This window comes from Shewanella sp. SACH (assembly GCF_001887095.2).
In the GTDB taxonomy this organism is placed as follows: Bacteria; Pseudomonadota; Gammaproteobacteria; order Enterobacterales; family Shewanellaceae; genus Shewanella; species Shewanella baltica.
Genome location: NZ_MPDG02000003.1, coordinates 228,242 through 246,681, shown reverse-complemented (window position 1 = coordinate 246,681; position 18,440 = coordinate 228,242). Strand labels below are relative to the sequence as shown.

16 protein-coding genes are annotated in these 18,440 nt (G+C 47.7%); 4 read left to right on the top strand and 12 right to left on the bottom strand.

Annotated features, from left to right (window positions below; all coding sequences use genetic code 11):
• Nucleotides 1-249: 249 nt before the first annotated feature.
• The 3 genes from BM607_RS15215 to BM607_RS15205 form a co-directional block, all read right to left on the bottom strand.
• A complete protein-coding gene (locus BM607_RS15215; protein ID WP_012088362.1) occupies nt 250-798 on the bottom strand; it encodes a TIGR04211 family SH3 domain-containing protein in 549 nt (182 codons plus the stop codon).
• Nucleotides 799-1,025: 227 nt separating this feature from the next.
• Nucleotides 1,026-2,315, bottom strand: a complete 1,290-nt coding sequence (locus BM607_RS15210) for an inorganic phosphate transporter (RefSeq protein WP_006082932.1) — start codon at nt 2,313-2,315, stop codon at nt 1,026-1,028.
• A gap of 25 nt (nt 2,316-2,340) precedes the next feature.
• The gene (locus BM607_RS15205; RefSeq protein ID WP_006082931.1) at nt 2,341-3,021 is read right to left on the bottom strand and encodes a TIGR00153 family protein; all 681 of its coding nucleotides are present in this window, start codon (nt 3,019-3,021) and stop codon (nt 2,341-2,343) included.
• A 231-nt stretch (nt 3,022-3,252) separates the two neighbouring features.
• Here BM607_RS15205 and BM607_RS15200 point away from each other — a divergent pair, with 231 nt between their 5' ends.
• On the top strand, nt 3,253-4,749 hold the full coding sequence (locus BM607_RS15200; protein WP_071940223.1) for a CYTH and CHAD domain-containing protein: 1,497 nt from the start codon (nt 3,253-3,255) through the stop codon (nt 4,747-4,749).
• A gap of 145 nt (nt 4,750-4,894) precedes the next feature.
• On the opposite strand, the gene BM607_RS15195 is transcribed toward BM607_RS15200, so the two are convergent.
• The 8 genes from BM607_RS15195 to BM607_RS15160 form a co-directional block, all read right to left on the bottom strand.
• Nucleotides 4,895-5,719 carry an ion transporter gene (locus BM607_RS15195; protein ID WP_006082929.1) on the bottom strand — a complete coding sequence of 275 codons (825 nt, stop codon included), beginning with the start codon at nt 5,717-5,719 and terminating at the stop codon, nt 4,895-4,897.
• Nucleotides 5,720-5,874: 155 nt separating this feature from the next.
• Nucleotides 5,875-6,204, bottom strand: a complete 330-nt coding sequence (locus tag BM607_RS15190; RefSeq protein ID WP_006082928.1) for a hypothetical protein — start codon at nt 6,202-6,204, stop codon at nt 5,875-5,877.
• A 101-nt stretch (nt 6,205-6,305) separates the two neighbouring features.
• Nucleotides 6,306-6,959 carry a hypothetical protein gene (locus tag BM607_RS15185; RefSeq protein ID WP_006082927.1) on the bottom strand — a complete coding sequence of 218 codons (654 nt, stop codon included), beginning with the start codon at nt 6,957-6,959 and terminating at the stop codon, nt 6,306-6,308.
• Nucleotides 6,960-7,121: 162 nt separating this feature from the next.
• Nucleotides 7,122-7,811 carry a PspA/IM30 family protein gene (locus BM607_RS15180; RefSeq protein WP_006082926.1) on the bottom strand — a complete coding sequence of 230 codons (690 nt, stop codon included), beginning with the start codon at nt 7,809-7,811 and terminating at the stop codon, nt 7,122-7,124.
• 11 nt (nt 7,812-7,822) lie between these two features.
• Nucleotides 7,823-8,236 (bottom strand): DUF2170 family protein, encoded by a 414-nt coding sequence (locus tag BM607_RS15175; RefSeq protein WP_006082925.1) that lies wholly within the window; start codon nt 8,234-8,236, stop codon nt 7,823-7,825.
• 78 nt (nt 8,237-8,314) lie between these two features.
• The gene (locus BM607_RS15170) at nt 8,315-10,039 is read right to left on the bottom strand and encodes a polyamine aminopropyltransferase (RefSeq protein ID WP_087486551.1); all 1,725 of its coding nucleotides are present in this window, start codon (nt 10,037-10,039) and stop codon (nt 8,315-8,317) included.
• A gap of 4 nt (nt 10,040-10,043) precedes the next feature.
• Nucleotides 10,044-10,943 carry a DUF350 domain-containing protein gene (locus tag BM607_RS15165; protein WP_006085958.1) on the bottom strand — a complete coding sequence of 300 codons (900 nt, stop codon included), beginning with the start codon at nt 10,941-10,943 and terminating at the stop codon, nt 10,044-10,046.
• A 13-nt stretch (nt 10,944-10,956) separates the two neighbouring features.
• Complete coding sequence (locus tag BM607_RS15160; RefSeq protein WP_012088366.1) at nt 10,957-11,931, bottom strand: hypothetical protein; 975 nt, start codon at nt 11,929-11,931, stop codon at nt 10,957-10,959.
• Nucleotides 11,932-12,169: 238 nt separating this feature from the next.
• Between BM607_RS15160 and glnE the strand changes: the two genes are divergently transcribed.
• Both glnE and BM607_RS15150 read left to right on the top strand, forming a co-directional pair.
• The gene (glnE, locus tag BM607_RS15155; protein WP_071940095.1) at nt 12,170-15,025 is read left to right on the top strand and encodes a bifunctional [glutamate--ammonia ligase]-adenylyl-L-tyrosine phosphorylase/[glutamate--ammonia-ligase] adenylyltransferase; all 2,856 of its coding nucleotides are present in this window, start codon (nt 12,170-12,172) and stop codon (nt 15,023-15,025) included.
• Between the two features lie 117 nt (nt 15,026-15,142).
• Nucleotides 15,143-16,114: a sensor domain-containing diguanylate cyclase gene (locus BM607_RS15150; RefSeq protein WP_071940096.1), complete on the top strand. Its 972-nt coding sequence runs from the start codon at nt 15,143-15,145 to the stop codon at nt 16,112-16,114.
• Between the two features lie 119 nt (nt 16,115-16,233).
• Here the strand turns inward: BM607_RS15150 and BM607_RS15145 are convergent, their stop codons facing one another.
• Complete coding sequence (locus BM607_RS15145; RefSeq protein ID WP_012586902.1) at nt 16,234-17,193, bottom strand: sodium-dependent bicarbonate transport family permease; 960 nt, start codon at nt 17,191-17,193, stop codon at nt 16,234-16,236.
• Nucleotides 17,194-17,331: 138 nt separating this feature from the next.
• Here BM607_RS15145 and BM607_RS15140 point away from each other — a divergent pair, with 138 nt between their 5' ends.
• A complete protein-coding gene (locus tag BM607_RS15140) occupies nt 17,332-18,330 on the top strand; it encodes a LysR family transcriptional regulator (RefSeq protein WP_071940097.1) in 999 nt (332 codons plus the stop codon).
• Nucleotides 18,331-18,440 lie beyond the last annotated feature (110 nt).

The window sequence follows — 18,440 nt, the reverse complement described above, 5'->3', positions numbered from 1 at the left end:
TTATTGGGGCGCTATTGTTGAAACAAATTGGGAGGCGCCAAACGCATTTGATATTTTGTATACAATATGAAGGTTTGCGCGCGCCGATTATACAACCAAAATGTGACGGACAACACTATAGCGTGAAAGATTGTGAAGCTTGTTTGATTGGCTTGTTAATAAGTAGATGTAACGCTTGATTGACAAAAAAGCCAGTGTTTGAAAACACTGGCTTTTGGAAGGTAAATGAAGACTTTTTGTGTGTCAGACTCACATCCAACGTTTTTTACTGCGACGTTGTGGTCTGGGTAAATACACTAAAATAATGCCTAGGATTAAACCCAAACCTGCGATTAACCCGCCTTGACGCCAAAGTTCAAAACGCTCGTCTTGGGCGGTGCGATCTACAGCATTCTTCAGTTGATCACGTTCTTGAGTGGTTTTGGCTAGGTTTGTTTCTAACTCGCTTAGCTTAGCTTTCAATTCGGTCACTTCGTCGGCGTGGTTATCCGTTGAACTTGATACTTCCGCTAGCTTAGCTTTAGCTTGTGCAAGCTCAGTGGTTAACGCTGGCACTTGTTCACGGAAACTTTGAGTTGAGCTGATTAAGTTAGTTTGTACCCAACCTTCACGGCCTTTATGGTCGATGATTTTAGAGTAATCACCTTGGGTTTCGTTGAGCAGTGTCACAGGTTGACCCGCTTCAATTGAGCCAACAATTCGGAACTCAGTACCAGGACCACCTAAAAGATAAAGGAACACGTTATCCGAAATGTAACGGGATTGGCCTTCGGCCAGCAGGTTGGAAGACAGCAACATCATTCCCACCAGAGTCAGGAGTCTTAACACTTTTGTATTCTCATCAACGAAATAGTCTGCACATGCTAGGGATTTGAGGCCTGTAATGCAAGAGGGAAGTCATAGACTTCCCTCAACTTTGCTGCATCCATGCTATGACCATTCCCTTTTCACTCAATCTTTCCTATGACCTTCTAGTCCTAGGCGCTAATGCTACTTAACTTCAGCAACTTATTTAGCGAAACTTCTTAATTAAAGATACCTTTAATCATGTAGAAGAAGATGATTGATAGGCCTGCGCCTGCAGGTAGGGTCACAACCCAAGACACAACGATATTACGCACTACACCGATGTTAATCGCTGCGATACCACGGGCCATACCCACACCTAATACCGCACCCACTAAGGTTTGTGTGGTAGAGATAGGTAAGCCTGTGCCCGATGCGATAACCACTGTCGAAGCCGCTGCTAATTCAGCCGCAAAACCACGACTTGGCGTCAGGTGAGTGATGTTTTTACCGATGGTTTGCATAACGCGCTGACCAAAAATCGCCAGACCCATCACAATACCTACGGCACCTAAAGGTAAAATCCACCAGACTAATGGCGATTTTGATGCAATTTCACCGCCGCTGTTAACGACAGAAACAACCGCCGCTAAAGGACCAATCGCGTTGGCAACGTCGTTTGAACCATGGGCGAAAGCCATACAACAGGCTGTCAGTACCATCAGGATCGCAAACACTTTTTCAACGTTTTTGAACTGAGTTTGACGGTCAGTTTTGTCGCTCATTTTTAAACGTGAAATCGCCACTTTACCCACTAGACCAACCACAACCGCGATTGCGCCCGCTAACATATAAGCTTCAGCGCCGCTTAAGTGAATACCCACGTGGGATAAGCCCTTAAGGATGGTCACTAAAGACATCATAAAGCCAGCAAATGCCATGTAGAAAGGCACATAACGCTTAGCATTACTCAATGGGTCATCAGTGTTGAAGATAAGCTTCTGTACGCTTTGGAATATGATAAATGCCATAAAGCCTGAGATTGCAGGGGTAATCACCCAAGAACCTACGATACCGCCCACTTTACCCCATTCAACCGAATCAGTGCCTACACCAACAGCCGCGAAACCAATAATGGCGCCGACAATAGAGTGTGTAGTCGATACTGGCCAACCTAAAGCAGACGCGACGACTAACCAAATACCTGCCGCTAATAGCGAACCTATCATGCCGTAAACCAGCAATTCAGGTGTATTAGTGAAGTAACTGGGGTCAATAATCCCATTACGGATTGTACTGGTGACTTCGCCACCCGCTAAAAACGCGCCCGCAAACTCAAAGATCATCGCGATAATAATCGCTTGTTTGATCGTAATTGCGTTTGAACCTACAGAGGTTCCCATCGCATTGGCAACGTCATTCGCGCCAATACCCCATGCCATGAGAAAACCAAATGCAGCCGCAACGGCAATAAGCCACGGGCCATTGGTGACTAAGACGTTAGCCACCTCAATACCTGCATCAACCATATTGATACCTTGATAACCTTATTTGTTAAACGCGAGCCAGCATAAGCTCAAGACGTGAACCGACGCGTTCGGCGAGATCTGCAAGACCACCGACCCACTCAATCGTTTTGTATAGGAACATCACATCGACAGGATTCAATTCAGATTCCATGGCGAATAACTGACGGCGTAACTGAATTTGTAGATCGTCAGTATCTTCTTCGATGATATCGAGTTCGTTGATCATTTTTGCCACTAAGTCGACTTCACGACCACGGAAACCTGTTTCTAACAGATCTTCGAGTTCATTAATGACTTGCTTTGCTAGTGCTACCGCATCAATACAGCGTTGTAGATAAGCAATAAAAGGGACTTGCATGACCTGAGGGATTAACAGCTGACGGCCGATAACACGACCAGAAATATCTTTTGCTTTGTTGGCAATCTTGTCTTGTTGAGTTAAAAGTTCCAATAAATCTGTACGTTCTACTGGCATAAACAAACCGCTTGGCAGAGTAAGGCGAATTTCACGCTTTAGTGAATCTGCTTGCTTCTCGGCTAAACTAATTTGCTTACGTAATTGAACCGCACTGTCCCAGTTACCTGTGATAGTGGCTTCGAAAAAGGCGACGAGTAACGATGCACAATCGTGTACTTTGTCCATGTGCTCTTGAAGAGGCTTAATTGGCGATTTTGCAAACACGCCCAAAATAGAGTTTACTGGCATTGCCGTTTACCTATTTAGATTGTTCCATTATTGGAAAAAGCGGGCGCATGTTAACCTATGCGTCCGCGTATTGAAACTGTGTTTTTTCAGAAAAAACGACAGGTTTATTCTAACGGGTTATATACCAACTGCAAAACCAAATCCTACGGGATTTTTATGACACATTTGTGACATTATGAACTAAAGATGACGCATCAATGAATGTTTGATGACAAAATGAGCGGTAACGCAATGAATGCTGAGATTGAATTAAAACTGTTTTTCCTGCCGATATATCAAGAATCCCTGATAAATAAGTTAGATAGTCTCGACAATGCCGTACCTCAAGGTAAACGTCGTTTGGCGAATGGTTACTTCGACACCCCTGACTTACAACTGCGTCAGTGGGACATGGGATTGCGGGTGCGCGGTTACGATGGGTACAGAGAGCAGACCATAAAAACCGCAGGACAAGTCGTGGGCGGGATTCATTCGCGGCCCGAATATAATGTGACTATCCAAGCTGATAGCCCAGATTTAAGTCTATTCCCAGCCAGTATTTGGCCAGCCGATGCCGATTTAGCGGCCACTCAAGCCCAGTTGACCTGTATATTTCACACCGATTTTTATCGCCGCGCTTGGCATGTCCAAATTGATAATAGCGTGGTCGAAGTGGCGTTAGACATAGGTGAAATCACCGCTAATGGTCAGCAAGAAGCCCTGTGCGAGTTAGAGTTTGAACTCCTCAGTGGCGATACCGAAGCGCTACTTAAACTCGCAATTCAAGTGGCGAGTGTGGTGCCCGTGCGTTTAGGCAAAGCCAGTAAGGCGCAGCGCGGCTATCGATTGGCGGGTAAAGCTAAGCCGCTCGATTTAACCGCGTTAGAATTTCTGCCTCTTGCTGAACCCCGCGATTCTTCTACACAGGATTTAACCGCAAACTGCCAAATCCTGCTTGAAACCGCGCTTGAGCGTTGGCAATTATTAGAAAGCATGATTGCAGAGGAAAGCAAACCCGAAGCTTGTGTGGCGCTGTGGTGGCGGATGCGCGCCTGTATTCGTTTACTGCGGATGACCTTAAGTCAGTTCGAATTATTGAATGTGACACTGTCGAGTCAATTCATGTCTATTGAAAAACAGCTCGATTTTATCGAGCAAGCACAGGCGCTAACCGCCTTGCTTGGGAGCCAAAGGGGCTTATTCGCAAAACTTGGCCAACATGCCCAAGTTAAAGCGCGGCTCATGGCGCAGCTGAGTGAAATGAATCTAACAGAACGTTTACTCTCCTTGTGGCAGCAAACTGAATATGGTCAATTACAGCTGGCGATTGTCGAGATTTTGCTTAAGGTCAGCGCCGGTGAAGTGGATATCAGCAATCAGCCTAGCTTACGCCAGCATGCTGACCGCGCCCAGCAAGCCTCTTGGATGGCAATCGTGGAGGTGATGCCACTCAATACTGTCATGACTAGCGCAAATTACCTGCAAGTGGCTGCAGTGCTTGATGAGAGCATCTTAGTCGGTCACGCCTATGGCAGTTTATATGAAGCGAAATCACGGGATGCATTTCGCGCACCTTGGCAAGATTTAGTGCTTGGGATTAAAACCTTAGCCTGTTACCGCGCGGTGCAGGATGCGAGCCGAGAGTTGGATATCGATTTAAATGAATGGCTGGAAGATAAACAGCAGAGTTTGTTATTTGCCATGGAGTCGACGCGTCGAAATGCGATGCAGCAACAGGCCTATTGGTAGGGTTATGTTTATAACTTTGAACTGATTCTAAGTCTATTGACTGGCGCTGCACTGATTCTAGCTCGGCACTGAAAAATACTAAGGGCTCAATCCACATTGGATTGAGCCCTTTCTTTTGCAGATTGTTAGCCCATTCTTCGCTAAATCAGTTATTTCTGGTTTCGATAACCTGTTTAAGCTCTGCAATTTTGGCGAGCATTTGCGCTTGGTTTTGTTCCATTTTCTGCTGGTTTTCTTCCATTCTCGCTAAGGCTAATTCAAGCTCTGATTTGATTTCGGCTTTATGGGCCTCTTGACGTTCCTGACGTTCAGTTTCATCGGGTGCGACAAATACCGATGCCATATAACCTGAGATCACCCCGAAAAAGCTCACGCCGCTGACAATCACAATACCGCCTATGATATGGCCAGCTGTCGTCACCGGATAATAATCGCCGTAACCGACAGTAGAAATAGTCACTAACGCCCACCAAATCGCTTGTTCTGCGGTTTGGATATTAGCGCCTTCTGTGCCGCTTTCGACGATCAAAATGATCACTGAGGCCAAGGTCAGAATCGTCACCATGGCGACGAGCAAACTGGCTAAGGTGGCTTGTTTACGTTGTTTGATCAGCGGAAGCAGCAGTGAACGACTCATACGGATCAGGCGTATTACCCGCAGTATTTGAAACAGCCGCGCCATGCGCAGGGCTTCAATTGCCGGAATACTGGCAATAAAATCAATCCAATGATGCCGAATGAAAAAGCGCTTATCGCGAGCACGGACCAACCCAATAAAGAAGTTGATCATGAAGATCATACAAATGCTGGTATCGACGAAAAAGAGTAAGCGGTAGGTTTCGCTATCGAGGCGACCGAAGGTCATGACGAGCACTATGATCACCGACAGCAAGGATAACAGCATCATCGCCATTTCGAATGGAGAAGGGGTGCCAAGGGTGCGAAGTGACCATGGGGTTTTATCTGTCATGCCAAACATGATCCCTGTTAAGTGCGGCGAATATCTCAACTAAAGTAAAAGACTTTAGGCTATGAGTAAATTGTCTTAGTCAATAAAAGGGCTATTTGTCGATTAATCACGCCAGCCATTCACATAAAGGGCTGGCGCGTGAAGTGATTGCGGCGTTAGGTTTCATCCACAAAGTGAACTAAATCGTCGAGTACACGGCGTTTAATTTCTAGCTGCGAATCGGCGCTTAACCCATATTTTTCTGCCAGTTGCACATAATCATCGGCATTGAGTGACACGGTAAGGCGCGGACGCGATGGCCGCTTCGATACGCTCAAGCCCAAAATAGTGCGAATTTGATCCGAAGGGCTCACGCCTGCATCTAACGCGGCTTTACGAATTGAGTATTGAAATTTTTCATCGAGATCGAAGGCCACTTGCGTTGCTTTTGCGGCTTGTTGGTTCTTCAACCATTGCTCGGGGAGAGGGTGTTTGGTTTTACTCATGGCGTATTACCTATTGCTATCAACCGTTTCTAGCGCTTATCTGTGAGATTGTATTGGGATTATCGATAAAGTGCGAGCACGCACTTTATCTTATTTTTGGGTTATTTCGCTGGCCAGTAATCTCGAATATCCGTCAGTGGACGATATAGGGTCAAGACAACATCAGTGTCGCCACCTTCGTAGACTTCCACTTCGACGGCGCAGCTTTCGTCGTCATCGAGCAGTAAATAGTACTCGAAGGGCTCACCCGTGGCGCCATTGGCGTCTTGTGGTGGTTTTTGACCGCGGTAATCTTGACGATGGAAATAGCCAAAAGCGGCAAACGTCACTTGGTGATATTGCTTTCCAAGCCATTGTTCCAGTTGTTCCGCTAAGTCTGCCGGTAATATTTGAGTGGTTAACTCGGCATGACCCGGTTCATCGAACAGGGCGCTGAACTGCTCAAGATCGAATAACTGTTCCACTTGGGCGCGGGAAATCTTAATCGAAAAGGCGAGATAGGTTTCGTCGTCTTCTTCGATACTTAAAAAGAGTGTATCGCTGCCATGACCTTTGAGTAACCATTCGGTTTGCTGTTTACGTTCAGACTCGTAGGTATGTACGGCTTCGACCCTCAATTGTTGACCACGAAGTTGTGGCGGCAGGGCAAAACTGTCATCAATTGAGATCATGTCGCCCACATTGAGCTGGGATGGGTGATTGAGCTCGCGCTGTGGCGCTGCTTTCTTACCAAAAATACTATTGAAAAATCCCATAGTGACTCCTGCTGACTATGCTCGCGTGCGGCTTCAAATCGATTAGCTGCGGATCGTAACGGGCAATAGTGGTCAATTATTTTATGCGGATGAAACAAAAAAATGCCGAGGTCAGTAGGGGGTGATGATCCCACTGAGACTCGGCATTCGGTCAATCATTGCTTAGCTTTTACGTGCTTTGATTCGGTCTAGCACAGCATTTGCATTCGACTTTTGCTCACCAATACCGGCTTCGGCTAGCTTAGATTGCAGTGACTTGTCACTGTTTTCATCGGCTAAGGTTTCTGCCGCTTTCAGGCGGTCGTCAAACTGCTGCTGACGTGCCTTGATGCGCTCGAGTGAATCTTTAGCGTTCAGCAGCTTAGAGTTGCTAGACGCGAACGAATCAGTAATGGTTGCCGTGGCTTTTTGCACGCTTTCAGTGGTTTTAACCATGCTCAGCTGACGTTGATAATCAGACAGTTGGCGCTCGGTTTTCTTCACTAAGTCTTTCAAACGTGCAGCATGGGCGCTAAAGCTATCGTTGGCGCTTTGTTGCTCAGACAGCTCTTGATCTAACTCGGCAATCTTCTCTGCAATTTCAATTGCTAAGGCTTCATTACCTTTGTCCAACGCTTGAGTCGCATAACCTTCGTGTTCGGCAATCGAACGTTTCAGGCGGTCGATTTCACGGCTGGCTTGCATTTCTTTCGCCATAACATCGGTCAGTTCACGTTTAGCATTGGTTAAATGCTTTTCTGCGTCACGGATTTCCTGTTCGAAAATACGGGTTGAGTTTGCGTCAACGATGCCTTGACCCACTTCGGTAGCACCACCACGAAACGCTGTTAAAATTTTATTCAGAATGCCCATTTTGTGGCTCCTTATTTCAGATAATCGACCATTTCATCGATAACTTCTAAACAGTTATCGGATAAAACTGATAATTCTTGCTCGATTTCGAGCATGCTAGATTGTAGTGATAGCGCACCGTAAACTACGTATTTGTCATCAATTTTTGCAAAGGATGACAGAGGCATTGGAATGTTGAGCTCTAGCATGGTTTCAAACATTTCACTGCGACGATCTTGGTTTACTTCGTTCTCGCCCCACAGGTAGCTGATGCAGAGCACTTGGTTGTCCGTCACCGATACAAATACCGGGATTTCTTCACGGCCAACCACATTCACTTGCAACACTTCGACTTCACCATCGATTGGATAACAATCAAATTGAAAGCCAGTTTGGCTGGTGTTGCCAAGACTGTTGAGGTGATTGGCAATGGTATGGATATTCATATTTGTCCTTATTGACATATTATGTCTGTGTTCAAAGATAGCACTGGGACATAATATGTCAAGCACTATCTCATCCTATTAAAAAAGATTCAGTCCCTGATTCTCGGACCAATCTTGCAAATGGTAGTGATACAGCTGCAACGAACCCAATTCATTGGGTTTTATTTTGGCGGCATCTTGATAAAAATTTGCTGGAAACTCAAAGGCGCCATCCACTAAACCTAAGGTGAGCCAGTCATCTCTGATGGGCAGCTCAGTTAACTTAGCTAATCTGTGTTGTGCATCGAGTCCGCCTGCGGTGGCTATACTCCAGCCCCATTCGCCAAAACTGGGCACATTATGGTGGTACTGTTTGACGTCAAATCCTGCCAATGCCAAGGTTTTTGCTACCGAAATAAAGGCCTTAGGGGCATGGTAAGGCGATGTTGACTGTACAGTCAGAGCGCCATCACTGCTCATAAGTTCCTTTAATTTACGGTAGAAATAATCCGAATACAGCTTATTAAGATCGGGATGGCTCGGATCGGGCAAGTCCACGATAATTGCATCGTATTTCACGCCTGTTGCAATCAGCTTATCGACGCCATTAAATGCATCGTCGTTGATCACAGTGACACGGGGATCGTTTAGCGCATTGCCGTTGAGCGTCAACATAGCGCGGCTCAAACGCTCGGGCATATCCGTATCGGGCGACTTAAATAATTGCACTAGGCCGACATCGAGATCGAGCAGCGTCACTTGCTCAGGCTCCCAGCGCAACACTTGCTTAAGACCGAGTCCATCGCCGCCGCCAATGATCAACACCTTGTTATGGCGGGCACTGGCTGCGAGTGTAGGGTGCACAAGAAACGCATGGTAGATGTGTTCGTCTATGCTAGAAAACTGTAAGCGACCATTGATGTATAACGCATAAACGGGCGGCAGACCGTTACCGCGCAGTCGCTCGGTGAAGGTCAGCTGTTGGAAACGTGTCGCCTTGGCGTAAACCACTTTGTCTTTATAGAGCAAATTATTGAATTCTTGCTCCCAGCGTGGGCCGTGGATGGCTAACACGAGTAAAATGCCAGTCACGATAAAATGCCCAGTTAAAAGCAGTTTAGGGCGGCGGATTTTAGGCCAGAAGCGCCAGATAAACACAAAACCCGCCAACAGGTTAAAACTGGCGGTTAAGGCAGCGGCAAGTTGGATATCGATGGCGAGCATAAAGCCCACCCAAATGGCGGCACCTATGCCTGCGCCTATGTAATCGGCGCCGTAAATTGTCCCCGCATTGTGCAGCAAATGCTCGTCAGAAAGTGACTGGCGCACCCTGGCGATCAGTGGGATTTCCATACCAATCATCAGGCCCAGTAACACGCCCCACACATAGGGTAAGTATTCGCTAAGTTTTTGCAGCGAGCCTATCATGCCGCCTTCAGGCAGTTGATCTGGCGGTAAACCTAAGGTGTTGGCAATTATCAAGGGCAGTTGTTGGCCGAAACCAATCACCGCCGCTGTGATTAAAATGGCGAGTGAGCCACAGAGTGCGACTGTGAGTTCTAAGATCACAAAACCGGTAAAGGCATCACGGATCTTACGGGCGGCGAAGGCACCTAACCCCATGGAGACTATCATCAAGCCAATCATGGTGTAGATGGCGGCTTCTAATGCGCCTAAAATGCGCCCCGCATAGTGGGATAAAAGATATTCGTAAATCAGGCCGCAGCCTGCTAATACGGCCATGATGCCCAATAATAGGACATCGTCGAACCAACCTAGGCGGCTAGGTTTAGCCGCCGAGGGGGTTAAGCTGGTTTCTTGCATTCGATTAGGCCATCAGTGCCGTGAGGATAAGTGCGATAGCGATACTGATCGCCATTTCAACGGCGGCGATGCCGATATTGTGTTGTCTTTCTACTTCATCGGCTAAATCGATACGGGCTAATACCAGTTTCTTCACCACGAACAGCAGTAAGGAAAGCGCGATCAGCATGATGACTGAGAACACTAACCAACCGATCACGTTAGTCACATAAGCCGTTGGATTGAATATAATAAAGTGGCTGGCAGCGTTAAAGCTCAGCGCCATTGCTATCATATAACCCGCATGACGCAGTGCTAATGCCGTATGACCTTGTACTAAGGCTTGCTGCATTGACGAGTCTTGATTGCGGCTCGCAAAACGGTTTTCACGCCAGCGCGTCAGTAGCACTAACATCAACTGCGAAATCGCAAAGGCGCTGAAGATAGCGATAAAGGTATCTAGGGTTAAGTCTTCTGCCCATAACAACACGGCGCGGATAATAATCGCAGTGGCGATGGCGGCACTGGCATCGACAATCGCGACAGACACATTACCTTTGATGATTTGCTCGTTCTTATCGAACTCGTTTAACGCAATCTTATCGTGGAGGAAACGACCCAGTTTAATCAGCACTAAGCCGAATAAACCGTAGGCGCTCATGCCAATGGCTTCATTCAGATAAGAGTGCGCAGCAGCACCAGTGATAGCGCCCGTTAGCACTATACCCAGTGCGGCAACGGCGCCCGCGGTACTGATACCGAAGGCAAAGTTATCACGCTCCGCCAGTTCTTTACTGCTGTTAACCTTTACGCTCCAACCTTGCAAATAACGCATCAGCGTTAGCAAAATTACGGCTATGGTGAGATCGATAGCCAGAATGATGGCTAGCTCTGGTGTGATACCGAAATCCTGAAATAGTGTCATTGGAAATCCTTAGTTACTTGCCCCGGCGCACACTGCGGGTCGTGCGATTACTGGAATTACGGAAACTGCTGTCTTTAGCATAGTTAGAGCGGAACTTACTACTCGAACTCTTGCTTGCGCTCGTGGTGTTGCTGGCCTTGGGCGTGCTGGTACTTTCACGGGATAACGCCGTGCCACCGGTACGCGGTTTGGCATAAGGGCTGTCGAAGCGCTTACCTTGGGAATCGAAACGTTTTTTCGTTTGTTCGAAGGTCTTATTTTGCGCATCCGCTTGTTTGGGTGAGGTATAGCGATAACGACCTACGTCATTGTAATAGCTGTAACCTCGGTTACCCGACCAACGATCGTAGGAAACTGGGCGATTGAAGACATTCGAAAACATCGAATACATGCCATACCAAGCCCAAAACGAAGTGCCGCTCGAGTCGGTTTGCCAGTTACCGTAAGACGGATTACCAACGAGCTGGCTGCCTGGACCAAAATCTTCGCCGCCATTGGCTAATGTTGCGGCCTCACGGCTAATCGCATTCACGCGGGCTAGCTTGCCGTCGGACATATCGGCGACCACGTTGACAGGGTCGGACAACATATCGTTAAACAAACTGGGATCAGCGGCTTGATAAAGATTTTCCGCTTCGGCCAGCTGTTGATCGAGATCGGCAAAGTTACTCGCCACTTTCGACTCATCTAATCGACGTTTCAGCGAGGTATACATGGGACCTTGGGTGCCAGAATCCTTTGCTAATTCATCAAGTAATGGGGCTAAATCAGGTTTCTGCTGCTTTAACAGTGTGGTGTATTGTTTTAAGAGGTTAGCGTTACGCAACTGCCCGTCATCGATCATTGTCGTGAGCGTAGCGAGACGTTGCTGCGTGAGTTGTTGATACTTCGCGATTTTATCCGGTCTCTCATCGCCACATCCCGTCAGCGATAGCATAACGGCTAAAAAGAGGATCGATGTGAGAACACGGGTTAGCATTCCTGCCATGTTTTCTCCAAATGGTAATGAAATAAAACTCAAATACTCGCAGGCAATAATAATCTGCTTGCCCAATATGCCTGCTGCGCAGGTTATAGTACCCTTAAATGCCACAGATAAAAGGGAATACCTTTATTTGTGTGCTACATCAGGTAGCTGCAAGTCTCGTCGAACATAACATGATGTGGCGTCAATCTATATCATTTACGACATAATATGTCGATAGCTAAATTTGTTAGGGATTATTATGACCATGCAAAAAGACAGTAATAAGTCATTGTCTATTCTCGTTAATCAAACCGCTGAGCACAACTGGCTGCGGTTAGAGGAAGTATGGTCCGAAGGACTAGCACAATTAACACCTGCCCAGCAGCAAGAACTCAAAACGGTTCTAGGGCTCAGTGATTACGTGGCGGCCCAGTTATGCCGACATCCCGAGTGGATTAACAGGCTGTTTGCCGGCGAGTTAAGCTTGATTGAGCGTAAAAACTTTGATCTTGAGTTACACGAAGTGCTGAGCAGCGCCACAACTGAAGAGATGGCAAAAGCCAGCCTGCGACGGTTTCGTAACTACCAAATGGTGCGCTTAGCTTGGCGTGACTTTTTAGACTACGCCAGTTTAGAGGAATCCCTGCTCGATCTGTCGGCGCTTGCCGAAGCGTTAGTGATTTGCGCCCGCGACTGGCTCTATAAAGATATGTGCGCCCAATACGGCACGCCGATGGATAAAGAAGGCAATGCACAGCCATTGCTGATTTTAGGCATGGGCAAATTAGGCGGCCGCGAGCTCAATTTCTCCTCTGATATCGACTTGATTTTCACTTTCCCTGAGCATGGTGAAACCGTCGGTGGTCGTCGCAGTTTAGACAATCAACAATTTTTTATCCGCATGGGACAAAGGCTAGTGAACTTGCTCGACCAAGTTACCGTCGATGGTTTCGTGTTCCGCGTGGATATGCGTTTGCGCCCCTACGGTGAAAGTGGGCCGCTGGTGGTGAGTTTTAGTGGTCTTGAGGATTATTACCAAGAACAGGGCCGAGATTGGGAACGCTATGCCATGGTCAAGGCGCGTGCGCTCGGACCTTGGAGCCATTTCTCCGATGAATTACACAGCCTGCTCAGACCCTTTGTGTATCGCCGCTATATCGACTTTTCAGCGATTGAATCCCTGCGAAAAATGAAGCAACTCATCGCCCAAGAAGTGCGTCGCCGTCATTTGACCGACAATATTAAACTCGGCGCGGGCGGTATTCGTGAGGTCGAGTTCGTGGTGCAGAGTTTCCAATTAATTCGTGGTGGCCGCGAGCCTGCGCTGCGTCAGCAGAGTTTATTCGGCGCTATCGATACGCTCTACAGCTTAGGGCAGTTTGAATATTTGGCGGTCGATGAGCTTAAACACAGCTATTTACTGCTGCGCCGAGTGGAGAATTTACTGCAAGCCATAGACGATAAACAAACCCAAACCTTGCCGAATAATCCGCTGGATTGGGCGCGATTGTGCCATGTGCTCGATATGGCAAACGAGGTTGATTTACGCACCCATATTGAAGCGGCAATGAGCAAAATCCATCGTCACTTTAAAGCCACCGTGGGCGGTGAAGAAGGCGAAGAAAAAGCCGAACACTGGACGGCGCAGCTGTGGCATGTGCAAGATGCTGATGATGCCGTCGCGCTATTGGCCGAACAGCAAATCGACGATGACAAGCTGTGCCCTATGCTCAGCAGCTGGCGTGAGACTGTCACTAAGCGTTCTATTGGTCCACGCGGGCGCGAAACCTTAGATAAATTAATGCCAAGATTATTGGAAGAGTTGATTAATCAACAGAGTCCATCGGCTGCCTTTGAGCCCGTGTCTAAGGTGCTGGAGCAGATTTTAACTCGTACCACTTACCTTGAGCTTTTATGTGAAAACCCTGGCGCGCGGCAACAGTTAGTGAGCCTGTGCTGCGCCAGTCCTTGGATTGCCGCACAGTTGGCTAAATTTCCCATGCTGCTCGATGAGCTTATCGATCCCTCGCAGCTTTATGACACGACCTCCATCGATGATTATCCTAGCGAGCTGCGTCAGTACATGTTGCGGGTGCCCGAGGATGATATGGAGCAGCAGATGGAAGCGCTGCGACAATTTAAGCTGTCACAACAACTTAAAATCGCCGCCGCCGATGTCACTGGGGTTTTACCCGTGATGCAAGTGAGCGATCACTTAACCTTTTTAGCCGAAGCCATCATAGAACAAGTGGTGATGCAGGCGTGGCAACAGGTTTCAGTGCGTCACGGCGTGCCCGCTCACCTTGAGGGCAGTGACACTGGCTTTGCCGTTGTCGGTTATGGCAAGCTTGGCGGGATAGAGTTGGGTTACGGCTCCGATCTCGATTTAGTCTTCCTGTGTGAAAACAAAGCAGATAACAGCCAGACCAATGGTGAACGGCCGATTGAAGTCGGCCATTTCTACCTCAAACTCGCCCAGCGTATTCTGCATTTGTTCTCTACTCGTACCACTTCGGGTGAGTTGTATGAAGTGGATATGCGTTTGCGTCCTTCTGGCGCCTCGGGTTTGATGGTCAGTGAGATTGAACGCTTTGGCGAATACCAAGCTAACGAGGCGTGGACGTGGGAACATCAAGCCTTAGTGCGCTCGCGTTTTGTTTTCGGCGACAATAGTTTAGCGGTCAAATTTAGCCGAATTCGTGCTGCGATATTAGAAAAACCACGGGATAAAGTTGAGCTGCAAAAAGCGGTACGTGAGATGCGTCAGAAGATGCGTGATCACTTGCTCAAAGCTAGTGATGGCATGTTTGATCTAAAACAGAGTCCCGGCGGTATTGCAGATATCGAGTTTATCGCCCAGTACTTAGTGCTGGCTAATGCCCATGAGTATCCTGAGTTGACGATTTGGTCTGACAATGTGCGGATTTTTGGGGTGTTGGCTGAGCTTGAACTCTTACCTATGATGAGTGCCCAGCATTTAACCCAAACCTATTGCTTGCTCAGGGATGAAAATCATCGCCTGACTCTGCAACAAAAGGCGGGGCAGTTACCTGTGTTAGAGGTTGAGGAACATGCCGAGCGAGTGCTCAATATCTATCGCGCAGTGCTTGAATAGTACAGTCATCTATACAGTCATTTAAAGGGAGTAAGGCTGAAACGAATATCAGCCTTAACACCGCAAGAATGCACAATTTAGGCTAGAGTTTAATGAGAGCAGTTAGCAGAGAGCACCATGCAATTACCTACTATCCCTGAAAACGAGCTGCAACGTTTGGCCACGTTACGCGCACTCAATGTGCTCGACACCGATGCCGAGGAACGTTTCGATCGTATCACTCGGCTCACGCGCAGAATTTTCTCCTTGCCGACTTGTGTTGTGACCTTAGTGGATGCCGAGCGGCAGTGGTTTAAATCTCGCCAAGGATTGGAGGTGACTGAAACACCACGGGAAATTTCATTTTGTGGCCATGCGATCAATCAAGACGATATTTTTATCGTGAACGACGCCCTCAAAGATCCGCGCTTTAGTGACAATCCTCTGGTGACCGAGCAGCCGCATATTCGCTTCTACGCTGGCTATCCCTTAACCATTCACAGGCAATATCGAGTAGGGACCTTGTGTTTAATCGGCACTGAACCGCGAGAGTTTACAGCTGTAGATATTGAAACCTTGACGGATTTAGGTGAAATGGTAGAGGCGGAATTACTCTCTATCGCGCAAAACACCTTAGATCCTTTGACCACGATTTCGAATCGGCGTGGATTTGAGTTACTGGCCCATCAGGCGCTGGCGAGTTGTCGACGTACCGAATCTGAGGCGGCCTTACTCTTCTTCGATCTCGATTTCTTTAAGGAAGTGAATGACAACTTTGGTCACCTCAAGGGCGACCAAGTCTTATACGATTTTGCCCATATCTTGATGACCGCTTTTAGGGAGTCGGATGTGATTGCAAGGCTTGGCGGTGATGAGTTTGTGGTGCTATTAAGTTTTGTGCATAGAGATACAGTCGATCGCGTGATTGAGCGTTTTAAGCAATTACTTGAGCAATATAATCAACAGCATCCTAAGCAACATAGCTTAGCGACCAGTATTGGTATCGCCCATTGGACGCCAGATTCTGATGTGAGCTTAGAGGATCTGTTAGATTCCGCCGATAAAGCCATGTATCAGGATAAAGCCGCGCACCACAGTGATGCGCCTTAAATTATGTGCACTAAATGATGCGCCTTAAATCATGTGTGCTTAAGCAAGATGAAAAGGGAGACAATAATGTCTCCCTTTTCATTGGTTTTTATTCGGCGAAGAAGTACTAAACTGCACCATTAAGCCGTAATGAGCATGACCCAGTGTTGATATAAAGGTAGGCCAATTAACACGTTAACCGGGAACGTAATGCCGAGTGAGGCCAGCATAGCCAGTCCGATATTAGCTTCGGGTATTGCGGCTCGAATGGCCGCAGGCGCTGCGATATAAGATGCACTGGCACTTAATGCCGCTAGCACTAAAATGCTGCCAGAAGGTAAGTCCAACCATAATCCTACGGCAATACCGCACCAAGCCAATACAAAGGGCGTTACGGCGGCGAACACCAATAAGCGCCATTGTTTTAGTGGTAGCGGCAAACACACTTTGGCCGTCACTAAGCCCATTTCCAGTAAAAATAATGCCAGTAAAGTTTTGAATCCGCCTAGTAGCACAGGTGTGAGCGGCGCAAGCCCCGTTGGGCCGTAAAGCCAACCTATCACTACTCCACCCACGAGTAAGACAACGCCGCGGCTGGTTAACGCTTCGTGCAATACGCTCGATTGAGTTTCATTCTTGGGTGATGTTTCAATTGCTTTTTTGGCGCTTAAGTACCTGTGTAGCCAGAGCATCACGACGATCGCCGGCAGCTCCAGCAGCACGAGATACAGGGTGGTTTCGGGTCTTAATATCAACCCTGATTTTTCCACCATAGCCATCACCACCGCAAAGGTTCCCGCGCTAACGGAGCCGTAATGGGCGGCAATGCTAATGGCATCTGTGTGACCAATGCGAACCAGCCGAGTTAACACTGGGTATAGGGCCAAGGGGATAATAAAGCCTAAAGCAACAACCGCTAACAGCTCAGTGATCACTAAGTTTTGGGTGTGACCGTGGAGCGCCATTCCGCCCTTTAAGCCCAAAGTGAGCATTAACAGTATGGATAGGGTTTCGTAGATCGCGGGGGGGACTTTAAGATCTGACTTCACTAGGCCAGCTAACAAGCCTAAGGCGAAAAAGGCAATGACAATATCGGGCATAAGTATCTCATTAAGTTTGATTTTTAAGCCGTGTAAAACAGGCTTAATTGTCGGGTGATCCTGATGGCTGGTGATTTTGGACCTAATTGGTTATATTGAAAAATAAATTGTTTACCACTTAGGTATAGATAATTGTCTATGGATAAGCGTTCGTCATCGACTCAGCTTAAATTGCGGCACTTGAGTTTCCGTTTGCTGCAGGTGTATGTGCAAGTGGTGCGGTTAGGCAATATTTCCGCAGCGGCGAGGGCCTTGCATTTAACCCAACCCACAGTGTCATTACAGCTTAAAAAGCTGGCCGATGTATTGGGTGAGCCGTTACTTGAGAGTCGTGATGGCCGCATGTTACCGACCTTGATTGGCAATGAACTCTACCGCGCCGCCTGCGATACCTTGAGTCGTTTTGAGGATTTCGATGCCTTTATGCAGCAGGCCAAAGGTGGCAGCGTCGGGCATATTAATATCGGTATCGTCACTACCGCCAAATACGTGTTACCACGGATTTTAGGGGCTTTTTATCGGCAGTTTCCGCAGGTTAAAGTGACCTTAAACATAGGTAACCGTGCCCATGTGTTGGGCCGATTTGAGCACCAAGAGGATGATTTATATCTGTTTAGTCATCCTCCTAGTGGCGATAACGTGCTATCTGCGCGGATCATTAAAAATCCGCTGCAATTGATTGCGCCAAAAGATCATTGGGCGGTGGGCCGTGAGCAAGTGAATTTTAACGATCTCAAACATGAGCGTTTTATCGTGCGCGAGCCAGGTTCTGCCACCCGCTTGATGTTCGAGTCTTGGTGCAGCGGTCAAGGCATCACGCTTAGTGACACTATGCAAATTGAGAGCAATGAGGCGATACGCCTAAGCGTCGCGTCTGGCTTAGGCTTGTCAGTGATTTCGGCGCACACGCTGCAAGAAGGGCGCGAAAAACCGGCTATTTTGCCGGTAACGGGTTTTCCGCTCGAAAGTAACTGGTATCTGGTTGGCCGCAAAGATCGACGCTTGCCCTATGCTGCCATGCAGCTGGTGGACTTTATGGCGGCGCATTTGGCCGAGTGTATCGAGCCAGAATGGGTTGCCGCCGATATCAGTGAACTGGCTATGCACTTTAATCATGCGCCGCAAACTCGGTCTTAGCTGAGTTCATGTTTTTGATACTGAATGATTTTATTAAGTTAAAGATGTGGTGATACATTGAGGGTAACGTTTTTTCGCACATCTTGTGCGTTACCCTCTGGTTCCCTTGT